Annotated in this window: 16 protein-coding genes; 8 read left to right on the top strand and 8 right to left on the bottom strand. The window is 54.6% G+C overall.

Going from position 1 to position 17637, the window contains the following annotated elements; all coding sequences use genetic code 11:
* Positions 1-21: 21 nt before the first annotated feature.
* The gene (locus FRIGORI9N_RS08425; RefSeq protein WP_159569428.1) at positions 22-561 is read right to left on the bottom strand and encodes a cytochrome c5 family protein; all 540 of its coding nucleotides are present in this window, start codon (positions 559-561) and stop codon (positions 22-24) included.
* Positions 562-732: 171 nt separating this feature from the next.
* Between FRIGORI9N_RS08425 and FRIGORI9N_RS08430 the strand changes: the two genes are divergently transcribed.
* The 3 genes from FRIGORI9N_RS08430 to FRIGORI9N_RS08440 are packed head-to-tail and all read left to right on the top strand — an operon-like array spanning position 733 to position 2494.
* Positions 733-1293, top strand: a complete 561-nt coding sequence (locus FRIGORI9N_RS08430; protein WP_236550827.1) for a cytochrome b — start codon at positions 733-735, stop codon at positions 1291-1293.
* A gap of 36 nt (positions 1294-1329) precedes the next feature.
* Entirely contained in the window at positions 1330-1887 is a 558-nt protein-coding gene (locus FRIGORI9N_RS08435; RefSeq protein ID WP_159569432.1) for a YceI family protein, read from the top strand.
* Between the two features lie 13 nt (positions 1888-1900).
* On the top strand, positions 1901-2494 hold the full coding sequence (locus tag FRIGORI9N_RS08440; protein WP_201301429.1) for a YceI family protein: 594 nt from the start codon (positions 1901-1903) through the stop codon (positions 2492-2494).
* A 63-nt stretch (positions 2495-2557) separates the two neighbouring features.
* Here the strand turns inward: FRIGORI9N_RS08440 and FRIGORI9N_RS08445 are convergent, their stop codons facing one another.
* The gene (locus tag FRIGORI9N_RS08445; protein WP_371717160.1) at positions 2558-3556 is read right to left on the bottom strand and encodes a TerC family protein; all 999 of its coding nucleotides are present in this window, start codon (positions 3554-3556) and stop codon (positions 2558-2560) included.
* A 134-nt stretch (positions 3557-3690) separates the two neighbouring features.
* On the opposite strand from FRIGORI9N_RS08445, the gene FRIGORI9N_RS08450 reads away from it, so the two are divergent.
* A complete protein-coding gene (locus FRIGORI9N_RS08450; protein WP_159569440.1) occupies positions 3691-4575 on the top strand; it encodes a LysR family transcriptional regulator in 885 nt (294 codons plus the stop codon).
* A 4-nt stretch (positions 4576-4579) separates the two neighbouring features.
* On the opposite strand, the gene FRIGORI9N_RS08455 is transcribed toward FRIGORI9N_RS08450, so the two are convergent.
* From FRIGORI9N_RS08455 to FRIGORI9N_RS08470, 4 genes are all read right to left on the bottom strand, one after another.
* On the bottom strand, positions 4580-5176 hold the full coding sequence (locus tag FRIGORI9N_RS08455; RefSeq protein WP_159569442.1) for a CBS domain-containing protein: 597 nt from the start codon (positions 5174-5176) through the stop codon (positions 4580-4582).
* A 276-nt stretch (positions 5177-5452) separates the two neighbouring features.
* Positions 5453-6178 (bottom strand): triacylglycerol lipase, encoded by a 726-nt coding sequence (locus FRIGORI9N_RS08460; protein ID WP_159569444.1) that lies wholly within the window; start codon positions 6176-6178, stop codon positions 5453-5455.
* A 70-nt stretch (positions 6179-6248) separates the two neighbouring features.
* Positions 6249-8438 (bottom strand): cyclic nucleotide-binding domain-containing protein, encoded by a 2190-nt coding sequence (locus FRIGORI9N_RS08465; RefSeq protein ID WP_159569446.1) that lies wholly within the window; start codon positions 8436-8438, stop codon positions 6249-6251.
* A gap of 6 nt (positions 8439-8444) precedes the next feature.
* The gene (locus tag FRIGORI9N_RS08470; protein ID WP_159569448.1) at positions 8445-9956 is read right to left on the bottom strand and encodes a CoA-acylating methylmalonate-semialdehyde dehydrogenase; all 1512 of its coding nucleotides are present in this window, start codon (positions 9954-9956) and stop codon (positions 8445-8447) included.
* 228 nt (positions 9957-10184) lie between these two features.
* On the opposite strand from FRIGORI9N_RS08470, the gene FRIGORI9N_RS08475 reads away from it, so the two are divergent.
* A complete protein-coding gene (locus FRIGORI9N_RS08475) occupies positions 10185-12848 on the top strand; it encodes a penicillin acylase family protein (protein WP_159569450.1) in 2664 nt (887 codons plus the stop codon).
* 414 nt (positions 12849-13262) lie between these two features.
* A complete protein-coding gene (locus tag FRIGORI9N_RS08480; protein ID WP_159569452.1) occupies positions 13263-14864 on the top strand; it encodes an ATP-binding protein in 1602 nt (533 codons plus the stop codon).
* 5 nt (positions 14865-14869) lie between these two features.
* On the opposite strand, the gene FRIGORI9N_RS08485 is transcribed toward FRIGORI9N_RS08480, so the two are convergent.
* A complete protein-coding gene (locus tag FRIGORI9N_RS08485; protein WP_159569454.1) occupies positions 14870-15226 on the bottom strand; it encodes an Hpt domain-containing protein in 357 nt (118 codons plus the stop codon).
* A 34-nt stretch (positions 15227-15260) separates the two neighbouring features.
* Entirely contained in the window at positions 15261-15734 is a 474-nt protein-coding gene (locus tag FRIGORI9N_RS08490; protein WP_159569737.1) for an acyl-CoA thioesterase, read from the bottom strand.
* Between the two features lie 101 nt (positions 15735-15835).
* Between FRIGORI9N_RS08490 and FRIGORI9N_RS08495 the strand changes: the two genes are divergently transcribed.
* Entirely contained in the window at positions 15836-16621 is a 786-nt protein-coding gene (locus FRIGORI9N_RS08495) for a YdcF family protein (RefSeq protein ID WP_159569456.1), read from the top strand.
* Positions 16622-16635: 14 nt separating this feature from the next.
* Positions 16636-17637 (top strand): amino acid ABC transporter substrate-binding protein, encoded by a 1002-nt coding sequence (locus tag FRIGORI9N_RS08500; protein ID WP_159569458.1) that lies wholly within the window; start codon positions 16636-16638, stop codon positions 17635-17637.

Consider the following 17637-nt stretch of genomic DNA (forward strand, 5'->3'; position numbering starts at 1 on the left):
TATTGGCGTTTGAAACGCGTTTTACTTGGCAGCTTCAGCAGCGGGTGCCTCTGCAGCAGGGGCGGCTGGTTCGGGTGCTTTGAAATCAGCGCCCACTTCTTTGCCCATGTAAGCCACAGCACGAGCCACTTCGATGTCATCAAGGTCAGCATTGCCACCTTTGGCTGGCATTGCACCAATGCCGTTCACAGCGTTTTTCCACAAGGTGTCGAAACCTTTGCTCAGGCGATCGCCCCACTGGCCCTGGTCGCCAAACTTGGGAGCACCTGCAGCGCCGGTGGTGTGGCAGGCCGCGCATGCAGCTGCATACACTTGCTCGCCAGTTTTCAATACTTTGGGCGCATTGGCGTCAACGAAATCAATGGTGCCTACAGGTGCCAGGCGCTGGGCAATGGCTTCTTCGGAGAAAGCATTGGTGCCGGCGGCGGGTTTTTCGCTGCTGCTGACATAGTTGGCCAACAAGATAATGACGAAAATCGGGACAACGAAAGAGGCAACAATCGCAATGATGAGCTGCTTCGGTGTCTTGATTAAAAGTTCGTGTTCGTTTGAATCGCTCATACGACGTCCTGATTGATAGCGCTGGGTTGAAACGAGATTATAACGGGATGCAAAAGCATACAGTGGCATGTACGCAGCATCAAAACAACTGTAAATTGTATCTTGAAAAAGGCTTTAAACCCAACTATTTATTGCTGAAAATGCAAGGCTGTATTGCAAAGGGATGAGATTTTGAAGAGCGCATTAAGCGAGAACCACCGATACGGTTTGCCCATGGTCGTGGTTCACTGGTTCATGGCGGTGGGTATTTTGACGGCATTTGGCATGGGTTTGTACATGGTGGACATCCCGGGCATTACACCATTCAAGCTGAAACTTTTTAACTGGCACAAGTGGTTGGGTGTCACCTTGTTTGCATTGGTGCTGTTGCGCATGGTGGTTCGAATGTTGTCGAAAACCCCCAAATACCCTGCGCATTGGGGGCACAACACGGTGCTGCTGGCCAAGCTGGGGCATTTGGCTTTGTATGTGTTCATGCTGGGCGTTCCGGTTTTTGGTTACCTGTACAGCCTGGCCTCGGGTTACCCGGTGGTGTGGTTTGGTGTGATTGAGTTGCCTGTTTTGATCGAGAAGAACGCTGAACTCAAGGAACTGTTTAAAACCTTGCATGAACTTTCAGGCAAAGGCTTGGTCTTTTTGGTGGCGGGCCATGTATTGATGGCCTTGAAACATCACATTCTGGACCGGGACGGTATTTTGGGCCGCATGATCCCCGGAATGCGAGCCGATTAATCTGTACGATCCGATCCAGTACCCGCAGGAACCAAGATGATTCACCGATTTTCCACAGTGGCCGCTGGCCTGGCGTTGTCTGTTTTTACTCTGCCGGTGTTGGCCGCCCCGATTGATGCCGCGCAAAGCGAAGTCAAGGCAACATTCAAACAATTCAATGTGCCGGTTAGTGGCAATTTCAAGAAATTTAGCGGCGATGTGCAGTTTGACCCGGCCAAGCCTGCGGACACCAAAGCCATTCTGAACGTGGACACCGCAAGTTACGACCTGGGGGACCCCGAGTACAACAAAGAAGTGGCTGGCAAGGACTGGTTTGATTCAAAAAACCACCCCAAGGCGACCTTTGTAATTACGGGTGTCACAGGCAGTGGCAATAATTTGCAGGCCACTGGCGATTTGACCATTCGAGGCATTAAAAAGCCCCTGAAGTTTCCGGTAACAATTAAAACTGCGGGCGACAAGCACACGTTCACCGGCAAATCCCAGATCAAGCGCCTTGAATACAAGGTGGGCGCAGACGGGGAATGGGGTGACACCAGCTTGGTGGCCGATGAAGTGACCATTGATTTCAAACTGGTAGTACCAGCCAAATAAAAAGGAGTTAGGGATGTTCAAGCAAGTATCGAAAACCGTGTTGGGCAGTGCAATTGCATTGGGTATGTTGGGTGCTGCGCATGCGGCGGTGGATACCTATGTGATCGACCCAAGTCACACCTTCCCTTCGTTTGAGGCGGACCACATGGGCGGGTTGTCACTGTGGCGTGGCCAGTTTGAGAAAACCAAGGGCATGGTGACCCTGGACCGTGCCAATAAAACCGGTACAGTGGACATTGAAATTGATGCGGCCAGCCTTGACTTTGGTCATGGCAAGATGAACGAGCATGCCAAAGATATAGACATGTTCGATGTGGAAGCCCACCCCACCATTACCTACACGGCCAGCAAAATGCGCTTTGAAGGTGACAAGCCGGTGGAGGTGTTGGGTAACCTGACCTTGAAAGGGATCACGAAGCCGGTTCCATTGAAGATCAACACCTTCAAATGCATTATGCACCCCATGAAAAAAGCGGAAGTGTGTGGCGCCGATGCGGTGGCTGAATTCAAGCGCACGGACTTCGATTTGGGCTATGGCGTGGACCGCGGCTTTTTTCCGGAAGTGAAAGTGTTGATTACCATTGAAGCGGTGAAACAGCCGAAGTAAAAATGGATTGAATGAAAAAAGCCGGCGCCTTTGTGGGGGCCGGCTTTTTTGTTTCAGCGACGGTTATTTGCTGTCAGTTGCATGTTCCAGTTTTTCATTTTTAGCCTCGCTCCGTGTTTTCCACAGCGAGAACACCACGCCACCTGCAATCAAGCCCAGGGTAATGCTGAGTGAAAAGGCGGGCGGGAACTTGCCGATGAAATTCACCAGGAAGATTTTGCTGCCGATGAACACCAGCACCATGGCCAAAGCGTACTTCAGGTAGTGGAAGCGGTGGATCATCGCGGCCAAGGCAAAGTACAGTGCACGCAGGCCCAAAATGGCAAAGATGTTGCTGGTGTACACAATGAAGGGGTCGGTGGTGATCGCGAAAATCGCGGGTACGGAATCGACCGCAAAGATCAGGTCCACAAACTCGATCAACACCAGCGCCAGTAACAGGGGTGTGGCAAAACGCACAACCTTGCCGGTTTTGGGGTCGGCTTCGTTCACAACAAACGCGTTGCCACGCAGGCCTTCGGTCACGCGCATGCGTTTGCGCAAAAACTTCAGGATCGGGTTGTTTTCAATGTCGGGTTTGCTGTCGGCCATGAACCACATTTTGATACCCGTGATCACAAGGAAGGCGCCGAACAGGTAAAGCACCCAACTGAATTCTTTCACCAGCGCAGCGCCCAGACCGATCATGATGGCGCGCAATACGATTACGCCCAAAATGCCCCAGAACAACACGCGGTGCTGGTACTGACGGGGAATGGCGAAGAACGAGAAAATCATCGCGATGACAAACACGTTGTCCATCGACAGTGATTTTTCAATGGCGAAACCGGTGAAGTAGTTCATGCCGCTTTCCGAGCCCAGGTAGTACCACACCCATGCGCCGAACAGACAGGCTGCGGTGATGTAGCCACCTGAGAGCAGCAAACTTTCCTTGACCCCAATTTCGTGATCATCCTTGTGCAGCACGCCAAGGTCGAAGGTGAGCAGTGCAATTACAATGCCGACAAACAACAGCCAAATCCATGCGGCTGTGCCGAGAAAGTCGGTGTGCATGAATTCCATTAAAACGTCCACGTTGATACTCCATAAGGGTTGAATTGAACACGGCGCCATGGTGTATCAGTTGTGATTTCGGAAAAACCAGTATTTAATGAACTGTTGATTCGGTTTTTACGAAGTTACTTTGTGGGGCTTGCATGACTTTGAACTATCGCCATTTGCATTATTTCTGGATGGTGGCCAAAGAGGGCGGTTTTGCGCGGGCGGCCGAACGCATGGACATGGCCATTCAAACCATTAGCGCCCAGGTGCGTGAGCTGGAGAAGGATTTGGGCCACCAGTTGTTAAAACCCGAAGGGCGTGGCGTGGCACTGACCGAGGCGGGGCAAGTGGCTTTTGCCAAAGCGGAGGAAATTTTCCAGATTGGGCAAAGCCTGCCTGAGCTGGTGCGGGCGGTGGCGAGCAAACCTGTACGGCGTTTCAAGGTCGGCCTTTGCGACGGTATTTCAAAACTGGCGGTGCATGCGCTGCTTAAGCCGGTGTTGAATACGGAAGACTTGCACCTGACTTGCCACGAGGGCGAGCCCGAGCAGTTGCTGGCGGAATTGGCCCTGCATCACCTGGATTTTGTGTTCGCTGGGCAGCCACCGCCAGCAAACCCGAATTTGCGCATGCAAAGTCGCCTGCTTATCAGTTCAGAAGTGGACTGGTACGGCGCATCAAAGTGGGTGAAAAAAGATGCATTGACACATTTCCCGGAATGTCTGCATGACCTGCCTGTGTTGCTGCCCACCGGTCATTCAAGGCTACGTGTCGATTTGAATCACTGGTTTGAGCAGTTGGGCATTGTGCCGCATGTGGTGGGTGAGTTCGAGGACAGTGCTTTGATGTCGGTGTTTGCCGCGCGGGGTTTTGGGGTTTTTCCGGTGAGCCGCTTGGGCGTTTACGACACAGGCACTTTAAGCGGCCTGCGATTGCTGGGGCAGTGTGATGACCTGCACGAGGAAATTCATGGGGTGTGGAATGTAAGGGGAATCGACCACCCCTTGGTGGTCGAATTGTTGAACAGGCTTGGTGATTGAACCGTTAAGCCGCAGCCACCGCCGCTTCAATTTCAGCAAAGGTGCTTGCTTTAACTGGGTCCATCACTGGAATTCCCATTTGGCGCGCAATTTGCGTGGATGAAAACAGGCCCACTACGCGCATTTTGCCGGTGCGGTTGTCAACCACCAACGCATGTTGCCGGTTGTGTTCACGCAGCGTAGCGATGATGTGGCCTACTTCCGCCCGGGAGACGGCACCGAACTCAAGAAACTCGAGATCGGGCAGCTTCACCATGACATCGTTGACCGTGAGTTCAGGCACGTTGCGGTTGCTTGACGAAGCTTCCTTGATGGCCCTTTCACCAGCCAGGTCGTTTGCGGTCAGCAGGCCCTGTAAATGCCCCAGGCTGTTGCGCACAAACAGAAGTTTGACGCCACACACAATCATGGTGGTGCGGGCTTGTTCCAGTGTTTCCGAGTCGGAAATGCTGACAGGGTGCACTCGCCGCAGATCGGTCATGGCGTCGAAGGCGGGAGAATCGGCGGTCAGCTTTAGAGGGCGACTGGGATCGCTCACCGTAATCATGTCGGTGGCGCCAGCGCTGATGTGTTCGAGTGATTGGTAGTGTTGTCTGATCATGTGGAACCCTTTTTGACACACAAGTGGCGTTGCATCCGCAGCCTGAGAGCTGGCGGGTGAGTTTGCAGGACGGACCGCATGCAAAAGGGGGGTACAGGCACAAGGGTTTGTTGCCTTGTGTCGTGGCAGTGCTAGCACCGTCCACTAATAATTTAGTCTACGCTGCTCGTAAAAAGTTTCAAGTCAGTAAAAGCCCGGAGGACACAATCGAATACCCACCTTTTCCGCAGATGAAAGGGCTCAAGTTTTTGGAAAAGGTGTTCAGCCTTGCGGGGCTTACTTCAGCGGGGTGCCAAGTGCATAAGGCAGAAGGTTCATCACTTCCTTGCTGACACCCATGGCCAGGTGGGGGGTGTCAATTTCAATGTGTTCAACATTCGGGCTGAAGCGATCAATGCAGGCTTGCCAACTCACAATGGAGTCTTTCTTGCAGTACAGGGCCACAATGGGACACACAATGGGGTGCTCAAAGCGTTTCAGGGTGCTGTTCTCGATCGATTCCACATCCAGCCCGCGGATGTCGTAAAGCGTTTTCACGGCGGTGTATTTGGGGCCGCCAATCACGGGGCTGCCAATGGTCACAATGCGGCTCACGTTTTGTTGCACTTCGCGTGCTGCCTCGCGCGCCAGGTAGCCACCCAGGCTCCAGCCCAGCAGTTTGATCGGGGCTTGGGCCTGCTCGGAGTGTTCTTTGATGTCTGCAATCACCTGTGGCAGCAGCTTGCCCACTTCGCCGTGGTTAAAACCGGCTGACCAATGCACTGTTTTGTAACCCAGGGAATCAAGATAGCGTTTGATGAACGTCATGCTGCTGGAACTGGCACCAAAGCCCGGCAGCAGCAAGATGGTTTGGCCTTGCCCCACATTCTTGCGGGCCAGGAAACGCCAGCCCACAGCCAGCTTGGCAGCTTCAAATGGGGTTTTGGCCTCGCCCAACAACAGGCTTAGTTTGGGTTTGCCAATGGTGTTGCCGTAGCGTTTTTGAAATTCTGCTTTGTTCATGGGGTGTTACAGGGTTGTGCACACCCGAGAAAATACGGCAAGCCGGGGCTGCGCACAAAGAGGAATTCCTCTATTGCACCAAAGCAAGGCTTTGGTTGGCCAGGCGAATTCGCAAGGCCAGTTCTCTGGACAGGTTATTTTGAAGGGTGTGACCCAAGTCTGGTGCCCGGGAAAGTAACTGCTCGAATTGCGCCGTGGGTAGAAAAAGAAGCGTGCAAGGGCTGTCGGCGCGCACTGTTGCCGAGCGAGGCTTGCGATCAATCAGCGCCATTTCCCCGACCATGCTGCCGGGGCAGAAGCGCATTAACCTTTCATTGCTGTGGCCGGTGTGGTGCCAGGCGCTCAGTTGTCCTTCCAGCAACACATACAAGCCACAAGGCTCGGTGCCTTCGCTGAACAGGGCCTGGCCAGCAGGCAGCACGGTGGTGTTCCAGTGGGCAGAAAAACCGGCGATTTGATCCGGGTTCATGTGGTCACACAGGTGGCTGTTTTTCAAAGCATCTTCGGCGCTGCAACTTGCCTGTTCAAGCGCAAGGGGCGCCAGCAGCTGGTTTTCAATGTGCCAGAAGGCATCGTCGATGTGGCCTTGCGTGGCAATGCCCAAGCGGCCAAGGCAGCTACGCAACAAGGATTCGCCACCCATGGCTTGTTCATGGGTGGGCAACACGGCAACGGCGCGCGCATGTTGCAAACCTTGTTTCAATAGTCTTTCGAGGCAGTCGCAGGCGGTGTCGTCGATGTAGCGCAAGTGTGTGAAATCGAGGACGACAGACTGCGCGGGAACAAGTTCGTCGTGCAGGCGAATGGCAATGGCTGGTGCATTTCCGAAAAACAGATTGCCTTCAAAGCGAACCCAGGCCAAATGTTCAAAGGCCGTATCAAGGTGTTGGCGGTGCGCGCGCGGGCGCATGCTGCGCGAACGTGCGGCGGGCTTGAACTCGATGTTGCGCAACCCGCTGCCCGATTGTTGTTGAAGAAAATAGGCGGCCACAAACAGCACGCCAACCAAAGTGCCAATTAACAGGTTGCTGATGCCGGTGACAAACACCATGCAAAGCACCACCCACACGGTGAATCGTTCGGTGGGCGCCATTTGCTTGCGTGTGGAGGGCAAGGCAAACCGTTGGATCAATCGAAGTGTGCTGCCCTGAATCAGAAACAGCGAACTGACTGCCACGGCGGTGGCCAGAATGTGCAGTGGCAACTGCGCGAGAATTGGCCAGGTGAATATCAATAGCAGGGTAAGCACACCGACGTACCAAGCTTCGCTTTGACGGCTTCTTGCACCCATGCCCAAGCCTGCATTGCTTCTGGAAAAATAGTTGGAACTGGGCAAGGCCAGCGCCAGACCACACAACACATTGCTGATCGCCAAAGTGTTCAATTCTTGCCGTGTGTTGTGGCGTGTGCCCAGGGTTTGGTCCACTTGCAACAGTGATTGCATGCTTTCCAGCACCACCAGCAAAGCCAGTACCGCAGCCCCCACCAACACCTGGAGCAGCAGACCGGGGGTGCTAAGCAACAATGCGACAATTGCCTGAATGCTGTCCGCAAAGCCTTGTGTTTGCAGGGTTTGCAACAGTGGGTGGCTCGGCATGGCAGTCACGGTTTGCACGGGCAGTGCGCCTGGCCAGGCCCACAGCAGCATGGCATGCAGCGTAAAACCGCAGGCCAGGCCGTAGACCAGGCCCAAGGGGTTGGGCCGTATGGCGCGGAAGTACAGCAGCACGCAGACTGTAATTGCCGACACACCCAGTGCCATGGGCGAGAAAAGTGCGGGTGTGGCCGCCGCCTGCAAAGCGGTGGTGTACACCGCAAAGCCCATCATGGCTGGCAGCAGTTTGTAGGCTGAAAACAAACCCAGCGTGGTGTTCATTCCGATCAGGACCGGCGCGGGAAGAAACTGCATCAACTTGCCTACACCCTGTTGCTGGGCCAATGCAATCAGCAGGCCTGCCAGCGCGATTTCAAGCGCCAGCAACAACATCAACTCAAAGTGATTGGTGGTGATTTGTAATAAACCAAGCAGGGACCCGGCAATAATCAGCGCGGTTGAAGAACGTGGGCCTCCGAATTGAACAGGTGCTTTTCCCAGGAGGGTACCCAGCACACCGCCAATCAGGGCACTGGCCAGGCCAGCGTAAATGCCGTAGGCCAGCCCGGCTTGCCCCAAAGGAGCAAAGGCCAGCATGCCGTAAACAATTGCTTGAGCGTATCCACCGAATGCGACCAGTGCGCCTGCTTTGAGTTCGGTGTTCAAGCGGTGTTATTTCGAGGTGGGCATCGCGAATTCTGCGCCTTTCTCGATGCTGTCCGGCCAGCGCTGCATGATGGATTTCTGGCGGGTGTAGAAGCGCACGCCTTCTTCACCGTAAGCATGCATGTCGCCAAACAGGCTGGCCTTCCAGCCACCAAAACCGTGCCACGCCATGGGCACCGGAATGGGCACGTTGATGCCAACCATGCCAACCTGCACTTGGCGGCCAAACTCACGGGCCACATTGCCGTCGCGGGTGTAGCAACTGACGCCATTGCCGTATTGGTGGCTGTTGATCAACTCCAGGCCTTCGGCAAAGTTGCCCACACGCACGCAGCCAAGTACCGGGCCAAAAATTTCTTCCAGGTAAATGCGCATGTCGGGTTTTACGTTGTCGAACAAGGTGCCGCCGGTGTAAAAGCCGTTTTCGAAACCCGCGGGTTTTTGTCCGCGACCATCGACGACCAGTGTGGCGCCTTCGTCCACGCCAATCTGCACGTAGTCTTCAATGCGCTTGAGCGCTTCCGAGGTCACAATTGGCCCCATTTCGGCGGACAAGTCCATGCCATCGGTCACTTTCAGGGTTTTCAGGCGGGCCGCCAACTTGGGGATCAGCCTGTCGCCCACGTCGCCCACCATGACCGCCACGGAAATGGCCATGCAACGCTCGCCTGCGCTGCCGTAGGCGGCACCAATCAGTGCGTCGGTCACTTGGTCCAGGTCCGCATCGGGCATCACAAGCAGGTGGTTTTTTGCGCCGCCCAAGGCTTGCACGCGCTTGCCGTTGCGTGCACCAGTTTCATAAATGAATTTCGCAATTGGAGTAGAACCCACAAAGCTGAGTGCAGCCACGTCGGGGTGGTTCAGCAGGGTTTCAACGGCCAGTTTGTCGCCGTGTACCACGTTGAACACGCCATCGGGCAGGCCTGCTTCTTTGAACAGCCTGGCCATGAAGTTGGCGGCGCTGGGGTCGCGTTCGCTGGGCTTGAGAATGAAGGTGTTGCCGCAGGCAATCGCCACGGGAAACATCCAGCAAGGCACCATGCAGGGGAAGTTGAATGGCGTAATGCCTGCCACCACGCCCACGGGTTGGCGCAGGGTCCAGTTGTCGATGTTCGTAGAAACTTGCTCGGTGTAATCGCCTTTCAGCAACTGCGGAATGCCGCAAGCGAATTCAACAATGTCGATGCCGCGGCTGACTTCGCCTTGCGCATCGGTGAACACCTTGCCGTGTTCAGCCGTAATGATGGCGGCCAGTTCGTCCCGGTGCTGATTCATCAGGGCCAAAAATTTGTTGATGATACGCACGCGCTGCAGCGGCGGCTTGTTGGCCCAGGCGGGCAGTGCGGCTTTGGCAGCTTCCACAGCTTGATTCACGGTGACCACATCGGCCAGCTCAACCTGGCGGGCCACTGCGCCCAGCGACGGGTTGAACACATTGGCGGTTTTGGAGCCAGCCTTGCTTACGGTGGTGCCATTGATGAAGTGGGCGACAGTTTGATCGTTGTTGTAGGGTTGCATGTGTCTGGGCCTGCTGGTTTGCTTCTGAAGCTGACTATTGTCGCGCAAGGCGGGGCTGGGTTGAATCGGTGCTTACACCAAGCTTTTGATTTTTTAGGCAATACCCGCAAATTACTGCAGTCGTGTCAGTAAATCCCTGATTTTTAATCCAATTGTTGCTATTGGCAGTACCAATAGCATAAGGCTCGCCACCAAGGCAGGCCCAGAATTAAAGCAGAGGAGACAGCGGTGATTAATGGCTTGAAGAACAGGGCCGCGTTGCGGCGTGGTCAATTGTGGGTTGCAGCCAGTGCTGCGGTGCTGGTGTTGGCGGGCTGCCTGGGCAGCAGTGACAACGCGGTTACGGGATCGGACACCCGCACCAACCCGAATGAAAACCCCAACCTGAAATACGATGTCAGCATTACCCGAACCACCTACGGTGTGCCGCACATTCGCGCCAAGGATTACGGCAGTTTGGGTTATGGCCAGGGCTATGCTTTTGCGCAAGACAACCTGTGCGTATTCCTTGAAGATTTGCTGACTATTCGCGGTGAACGTTCACGCTTTTTTGGCCCGGATGGCACGTACACGATTGAACCCAATGGATCGACAGCCAACAACGTGGCCAGTGACTTTTTCTGGAAAAGCCTGTTTGCTTTTGAGGAGGAGGGCGCCGATGGTGTAACCCGCAATGCCTGGCAGCGCACGCGCGACAAGACCATTCCCGATTTTCAGAATGTGGTGGCTGGCTATGCTGACGGCGTGAACCGATACATTGCGGAACTGAAGGCCGGTGAACATGAGTATGAGCAGGCCGATGGCAGCAAATTGCCCGCACATGCCGCCTGTTCCGATGCCGAATGGCTGGCCCCAATTACGGCTGACGACATGTACCGCCGATTTGTGCGCTTGGCCGTGCTGGCCAGCAGTTCGGTGTTTGTAAGCGAAATTGGAAATGCCCAACCCCCCGCTACATTGCCCGTGGCCAGTGCAAGCCCCCAAAAGCAGGGCCGCAGTGCCGCCCAGCAGGTGGCTTTGCTGAAGGCCAATCCCAACCCCTTCACTGCGATGCAGAACAAAGACCACTTTGGCAGCAATATGTACGCCTTTGGCAAGGATGCAACTGCGAATGGGCAATCGTTGGTCTACGGCAACCCGCACTTTCCGTGGAAGGGCACTGAGCGCCTTTACCTGAGCCACAATATTCTGGAAGCAAATGGCGAAAAAACCATGGATATCATGGGTGTGGGCCTTTACGGCGTGCCTGCGGTGTTGATTGGTTTTAATGAACATGTGGCCTGGAGCCACACGGTGTCAACCGCCTTTCGATTTACGCTGTACCAGTTGCAAATCAACCCGGTCAACCCCACCCAGTACCTGTACGAGGGCGAAATGCGCGACTTGATCGCATTGCCCACCGAAATTGAAGTGAAGCAACCCGATGGCAGCATTACCACCATGCAACGCACCATGTACCGGAGCCACTATGGCCCCATGCTGGTACTGGAGGCCAGTGGCGTGCCGGTATTGGGTTGGAACCAGTTGATGGCCTTTACCCTGCGCGATGCCAATCTTGAAAATGATCGCCTGATTAACCAGTTTGCCAAGTGGAACCTGGCCAAGTCGCTGGAGGAATTCATTGACTTGCATGCCAGCGAACTGGGTGTGCCTTGGGTGAATACTGTGGCCAGTGGCCCAGGCAAGCCTGTGTACTATGGCGATGTCACCGTGGTGCCGCATGTGACCGATGAAAAAGTTGCGGATTGTGCCGCCGAGCCATTCAACTCTGTGGTGGGCCAGCTGTCGCCCGGTTTGCCTGTGTTGGACGGATCCCGCGAAGCCTGCGAGTGGGGCACCGACCCTGATGCACCTGCGCCTGGCATTTTTGGCGCGGGCAACCTGCCCACACTACAGCGCGACGATTATGTAACCAACTGCAACGACAGCCATTGGCTCAGTAACCCACGCCAGCCACTGACCGGTTTCAACCGCATTATTGGCGATGAAAATGCAGAACGCACTTTGCGCACCCGCTTGTGTACCCTGCAAGCTGAACGCCGCTTGGGCGGTGCCGATGGCCTGCCAGGCAATCGCTTTACGCAAGACAACCTGAAAGAAATTGCATTGGGCAGCGAGATTTATTCAGCCACTTTGGCCAAGCAATCGGTGGTGGATGCGTTGTGCCAGGTGCCTGTGTTGCTGAGCACCGGCTTAATGCCCGTGCAAACTGCCGATGCCTGTGCCGCGTTGGGTGCCTGGGATGGCAGGGCCAACCTGGACAGCAAAGGCGCGCACCTGTGGCGTGAATTCTGGAGCCGTGCCATTGCAAACCCCGGGGGCTTGCCCGTGGGTGCACCGCAACTGCATTTGCCTTTTGATGTGCCAGTGCCTTTGTCATTGCCGACCAATTTGTGGGCCAATGGGTTCAACGCTGCAAATCCGTTGAATACACCGAACACTTTGAATCTTGCCAACCCCTTCACTTCTGCCGCATTGGCGGATGCCATTCTGGCGGTGCAGGCGGCGGGTTTCGCGCTGGACGAACCATTGGGCAATATTCAGAAATCAGGGGTGCAAGCGAGTGCCACGCCAATTTTCGGCGGCACAAGCCCGGAAGGTGCATTCACCATTGTGAGCACCGAACCTGGCCGCCTGAATTCAGAGGGCTACAAGGTGACATATGGCAACAGCTACATTCAGGCGGTAACCTGGGATGACAAAGGCAAGCCGCAGGCCGATGCCATGTTGACTTATTCACTGTCGACTGACCCGGCCAACCCGCATTTTGATGATTACACCAAGGCGTATTCCGAGAAAAACTGGGCACGGTTGCCTTATACCAACGCGCAGATTCAAGCCGCTAAGGTTGGTGAAACCAAAGTGCTACGCCAGCAAAGGGCGTCAAACTGAGCATGCCATAAGTGTTAAATTGGCAACAATTGTAAAGTAACCGAATAAGGGGCTAAAACCGCCCTTTATTCGTGCATGCGGCTTGTCCTTCGCACTCGGCGCACCCACTCAAAACGAAATGCACAAAGAGTTGATAATTTGTTTCACAGAAACATCGACGAGGTGCAATTTCTGATCGTTCAACCGATACACCTGCATGAATACGTTGTACGTGGCGTACGCGGTGCCGTGGCATTATCTCCCCCTCGTCATATCTTGATCGTAGATGATATGCCCTGAACTTGAAGGTTTTGGGCATTATTCTGGAGCATGACCGCTCACATCACTTAAGCAAGCCAATTGATGTAGACAAGATACGCCAGAGAATTTTTGAGTTAACTTGAAATACACACCTATAACTGTCGGTAGATACAAATGAATAACGTGACCGAGTACCTGCCGCATGGCTTTTGCATTGCATGGAATCCGCAACTGCTGGCCATGCATGTTATTTCAGACCTGCTGATTGCAATCGCCTACTTTTCGATCCCGATCGGTATCGTCTATGTGGCCAAGCGCCGACCCGATGCGGTGTTACAACCCGTTTATTATTTGTTTGCGGCATTCATTCTTGCCTGCGGAGTAACGCATGTCATGGGTATTCTTACCCTTTGGGTTCCGCTGTATTACACCCAAGGCATTACAAAAATGGTCACCGCCTTGGTGTCAATTGCCACGGCAATTTACCTGCTACCCAAATTGAAGCACCTCATGGCTTTGCCCGATCTGGGCAAACTGACCCAGATCAATTCTTCCTTGGCGCAAGAAATTGAATCGAGACGACAAAGCGAAGCGACGATGCGACAGTCTCAAGAACTCGCACTTCAGGCCCAAAAAACGCAAGCGGCCTTTCTGGCCAATATGAGCCATGAAATTCGAACCCCGATGAATGGGGTATTGGGCACAATCGATCTGTTGCTCGACACGGAATTGAAACCTGAACAACACCAACTTGCTGCGGCTTCCAAGCGCAGTGCTGCTTCATTGCTCAGCTTGCTCAACGACATTCTCGACATTTCAAAAGTGGAAAGCGGACAGATGACTTTGCGCAACAACCCGCTTGAACTGGCAGAGGTGTTTACCGATGTTGAAGCGGCATTGACCTTTGAAGCACAAAGCAAAAACATCGAATTACACTGTCCTGCCGAGGCTGTGCCTGATGCCACTTACCTGGGCGACTCCGTGCGACTGCGGCAAATTTTGCTGAACCTGGTGGGCAATGCCATCAAGTTTACCGATGTGGGCCATGTGAAAGTGACTTGTCGGGAAGTGTCCCGAACCGGGCAACAGGCTGTGCTCGAATTCACCGTGAAAGACACCGGTGTGGGTATTGCTCCCGAGCATCAAAAGAACCTGTTCAAACGTTTTACACAGGTAGACAACTCCAGCACAAGGCGCGCGCAAGGCAGCGGCCTTGGCTTGGCCATTGTGAAAGAACTGGTGGAGCTTATGGGTGGGCAGGTGCACATGCAAAGCAAGCCGAATCAGGGAACCGAGGTGGTATTCACTTTGAAGCTGGCAGTGCAATTACCGATTGATTCTGCCGCAGTGGAACCCGCCGCTGGGCCGATTTTTGCGGCACCCGCCGTTGCGAAATTTCGCGGAATAATACTGGTGGTTGAAGACGCTGCCATGAATCAAATGGTGGTGTGCAAAGTGCTGGAACGCCTGGGCCTGGAGTCCAAAATTGCCAACAACGGGCAAGAGGCGCTTGACCTGCTTGCGAAAGAATCGTTCGACCTGGTGCTGATGGATGGACAAATGCCGGTGATGGACGGTTACGAAGCCACTAAGCTCATTCGAAGCGGTACCGTGCCCGGCATTAACAAAAACATACCCGTGGTGGCACTGACCGCCCATGCAATGGTTGGAGAGGACCAGAAGTGTCTGGATGCCGGCATGAACGACTACCTGAGCAAACCACTTGAACGCGACAAGTTGATTAACGTGCTAGGCAAATACCTGAAGCAGGTTTAACTGTTTCAGGTGGGTTGAACGCATTGGCGAAGCGCCAAAATTTGGCGGGCAATGTCAGCCAGTTCGTCAACCGCTTGCTGACAGTTCACCAAGTCGTTTTGTTTGGCGGATTCTTCAAGCCGTTTGACCTGTGGCGAGAACCTTAGCAACCCCAGGTTTTGAGCGACACCCTTGAAGTAATGTGCCTTGGTGGCCAGGTTGGCGAAATCGCCTTGCTCGACTTGCGCCTGAAGGTTTGCGCGCTCGGCTGTGAACTCGGCCAAAAACAGGTCGAGAATTTCCAGCAGCAGATCGTGATCATCACACATGCGATCCAGCGTGGTTTCCAAATCGATTTCCGATGACAAGCTGCTCAGGTTCATTGGCAAGAATTAATGTGTGAGATTACCGATAAGTTTACTTTAAATTATTCATTCGCTCCTCATGTTCTTTGCGCAGAGTTTTGCGCAATTCTGCGTTGGCATGGCGCTTCTTGTCTTCGTCGGTGCGGGGTTCCAGCTGGGGCACTTTGCCGGGTGTGCCATCGGCATTCATGGCCACCATGGTGAAAAAGCAGCTGTTGGTGTGGGTGGCAATGCCCTTGTGAATGTCTTCGGAAACCACCTTGATGCCCACCTCCATCGAGGTGTTGCCGGTGTAATTCACACTGGCTAAAAAAGTAACCAGTTCGCCCACGCGAATGGGCTGTCGAAACAGCACCCGGTCAACCGACAACGTGACCACATACATGCCTGCATAACGGCTTGCACAGGCGTAAGCCACCTGGTCGAGCAATTTCAGAATATGCCCCCCATGCACTTTGCCGCTGAAGTTGGCCATGTCGGGGGTCATCAGCACGGTCATGCTGAGTTGGTGGTTGGGAAAGGGCATGGTGGTGCGCGCGCAGGAGTGGTCGAAGAAAACAGTGTAGCGCGCTTGCAGGCGCGGTGACACGTCTACAATGAGCCTTGGATTCATTTGCGGAGAATGCTTTGGCTGCAGAGCTGACCAAGTACGCCATTTGGCTGCTGAGCCCCCTGGGCCTGTGGATTGCCCTGTCGATGCTGGGCATGTTGCTGCCCAGCCCCTGGCGGATGCGTGCGGTGGTTTTGGCCCAATTGCAGTTGCTGGCGTTCAGCCTGCCCTGGGTTGGCGAAGCCCTGCTGGGCCCGCTGGAAGATGAAGCCTTGGTGATGGAAGCCAACCGACCCCTGCCCGCACAAGTGGACGCCATTGTGGTGCTGGGCGGCGGGTTGGAGGGCCGGTACGACGGTGTGCGCGCATTGCCCGATTTGAACGATGCAGGCGACCGGGTGTGGCAGGGCGCACGGCTGTACAAGCAGGGCGTGGCCCCACGCCTGGTGCTAAGTGGCGGGCAGTTTGCTGCAGACCCGCGTAAAGAAGCCGAAGCCCCCGGCATGAAAATGTTCATGCTCGACATGGGTGTGCCAGAAAACGCCATGTTGCTTGAAGGCAGTTCGCGCACCACATTCGAGAATGCGCTGCGCACCCGCGAATTGCTGGGTGAAGGCGCGCGCAATATTGCACTGGTCACCTCGGCCTTTCACATGGGCCGCGCAGTGTTGTGGTTTGAAAAGGCAGGTTTCACCGTGTACCCGGTGCGCACCGACATTCGTGTGTTGAACGAAGCGCGTCCCTTCTGGGAGTGGTTGCCCAAACCGCAAGCCCTGGACGAAAGCACCATTGCCATCAAAGAGCACCTTGGCCGTTTGCAGTTGAAGGCCAGTGGTGTGTATGAATCGGGGGGCAGCCAGTGAAAGTGTTTAAGCACATGCTTGTTGTGTTAACGGGGTTCATGCTTGCGGGTGCGGTACAGGCTGGCCCGGTGCTTGAATCGATCAAGAAACGCGATGCCGTGCGCTGTGGGGTCAGCAGTGGTGTCGCCGGTTTTTCTGCCTTGGGCAGTGACGGGCAGTGGCGCGGGCTGGACGTGGCTGTGTGCCGTGCCGTGGCCGCAGCCGTGCTGGGCGATGCACAAAAAGTGCAGTTCACGCCGCTTAGTTCGCAACAGCGGTTTGCCGCCTTGCAGGCTGGGCAAATCGACATACTTTCACGCAACACCACCTGGACATTAAGCCGCGATGCCGGTTTGAATGCGCACTTTGCCGCGATCACTTATTACGACGGGCAAGGCATTTTGATGCACAAACGCTTTGGCGTGAAAAGCGCCAAAGAATTGAAGGGCGCGGAAATTTGTGTGCAGTCGGGCACCACCAACGAGAAAAACCTGAGCACCTACCTGGGCACGCAAGGCATCACGGCCAAGGCCATTGTGTATGACAACTTCGAGGCCGCTTACAAAGCTTTTTTCAGTGGACGTTGCCAGGCATTTTCAACCGATGTGTCGGCACTGATTGGTTTGAAAAGCAGCCAGAGCGGTAAGCCCGATGACTACGTGGTGCTGCCTGAAGTGTTTTCCAAAGAACCACTGGGTCCTGCCGTACTGCGCGGTGACGATGAATTTTTCGCCATCGTGAAATGGGTGGTGTTTGCCATGATCGAAGCCGAAGAACTGGGCGTGGGAAAAGCCAATGTTGAACAAGCGTTGAACAGCAATAACCCGGCCGTGCAGCGCTTGCTGGGCGGTGCGGAAAATCTGGGAAAGCCCTTGGGTTTGCCGCGCGATTGGGTGCTTAAAATTGTGCAGCAAGTGGGCAATTATGGTGAGGTGTTCGAGGCCAATTTGGGCAAGCAATCGCCTTTGAAACTGGAGCGTGGCTTGAACGCGCTGTGGACTGAAGGTGGGTTGATGTATGCCCCGCCTTTGCGTTGA

The sequence above is a fragment of the Limnobacter sp. 130 genome (assembly GCF_902506325.1).
Taxonomy (GTDB): Bacteria; Pseudomonadota; Gammaproteobacteria; order Burkholderiales; family Burkholderiaceae_B; genus Limnobacter.

Coding starts and splice junctions, on each gene's coding strand:
- FRIGORI9N_RS08425 (WP_159569428.1), bottom strand. CDS start 561: ATGAGCGATTCAAACGAACACGAACTTTTAATCAAGACACCGAAGCAG.
- FRIGORI9N_RS08435 (WP_159569432.1), top strand. CDS start 1,330: ATGATTCACCGATTTTCCACAGTGGCCGCTGGCCTGGCGTTGTCTGTT.
- FRIGORI9N_RS08440 (WP_201301429.1), top strand. CDS start 1,901: ATGTTCAAGCAAGTATCGAAAACCGTGTTGGGCAGTGCAATTGCATTG.
- FRIGORI9N_RS08445 (WP_371717160.1), bottom strand. CDS start 3,556: ATGGAATTCATGCACACCGACTTTCTCGGCACAGCCGCATGGATTTGG.
- FRIGORI9N_RS08450 (WP_159569440.1), top strand. CDS start 3,691: ATGACTTTGAACTATCGCCATTTGCATTATTTCTGGATGGTGGCCAAA.
- FRIGORI9N_RS08455 (WP_159569442.1), bottom strand. CDS start 5,176: ATGATCAGACAACACTACCAATCACTCGAACACATCAGCGCTGGCGCC.
- FRIGORI9N_RS08460 (WP_159569444.1), bottom strand. CDS start 6,178: ATGAACAAAGCAGAATTTCAAAAACGCTACGGCAACACCATTGGCAAA.
- FRIGORI9N_RS08470 (WP_159569448.1), bottom strand. CDS start 9,956: ATGCAACCCTACAACAACGATCAAACTGTCGCCCACTTCATCAATGGC.
- FRIGORI9N_RS08480 (WP_159569452.1), top strand. CDS start 13,263: ATGAATAACGTGACCGAGTACCTGCCGCATGGCTTTTGCATTGCATGG.
- FRIGORI9N_RS08485 (WP_159569454.1), bottom strand. CDS start 15,226: ATGAACCTGAGCAGCTTGTCATCGGAAATCGATTTGGAAACCACGCTG.
- FRIGORI9N_RS08490 (WP_159569737.1), bottom strand. CDS start 15,734: ATGCCCTTTCCCAACCACCAACTCAGCATGACCGTGCTGATGACCCCC.
- FRIGORI9N_RS08500 (WP_159569458.1), top strand. CDS start 16,636: ATGCTTGTTGTGTTAACGGGGTTCATGCTTGCGGGTGCGGTACAGGCT.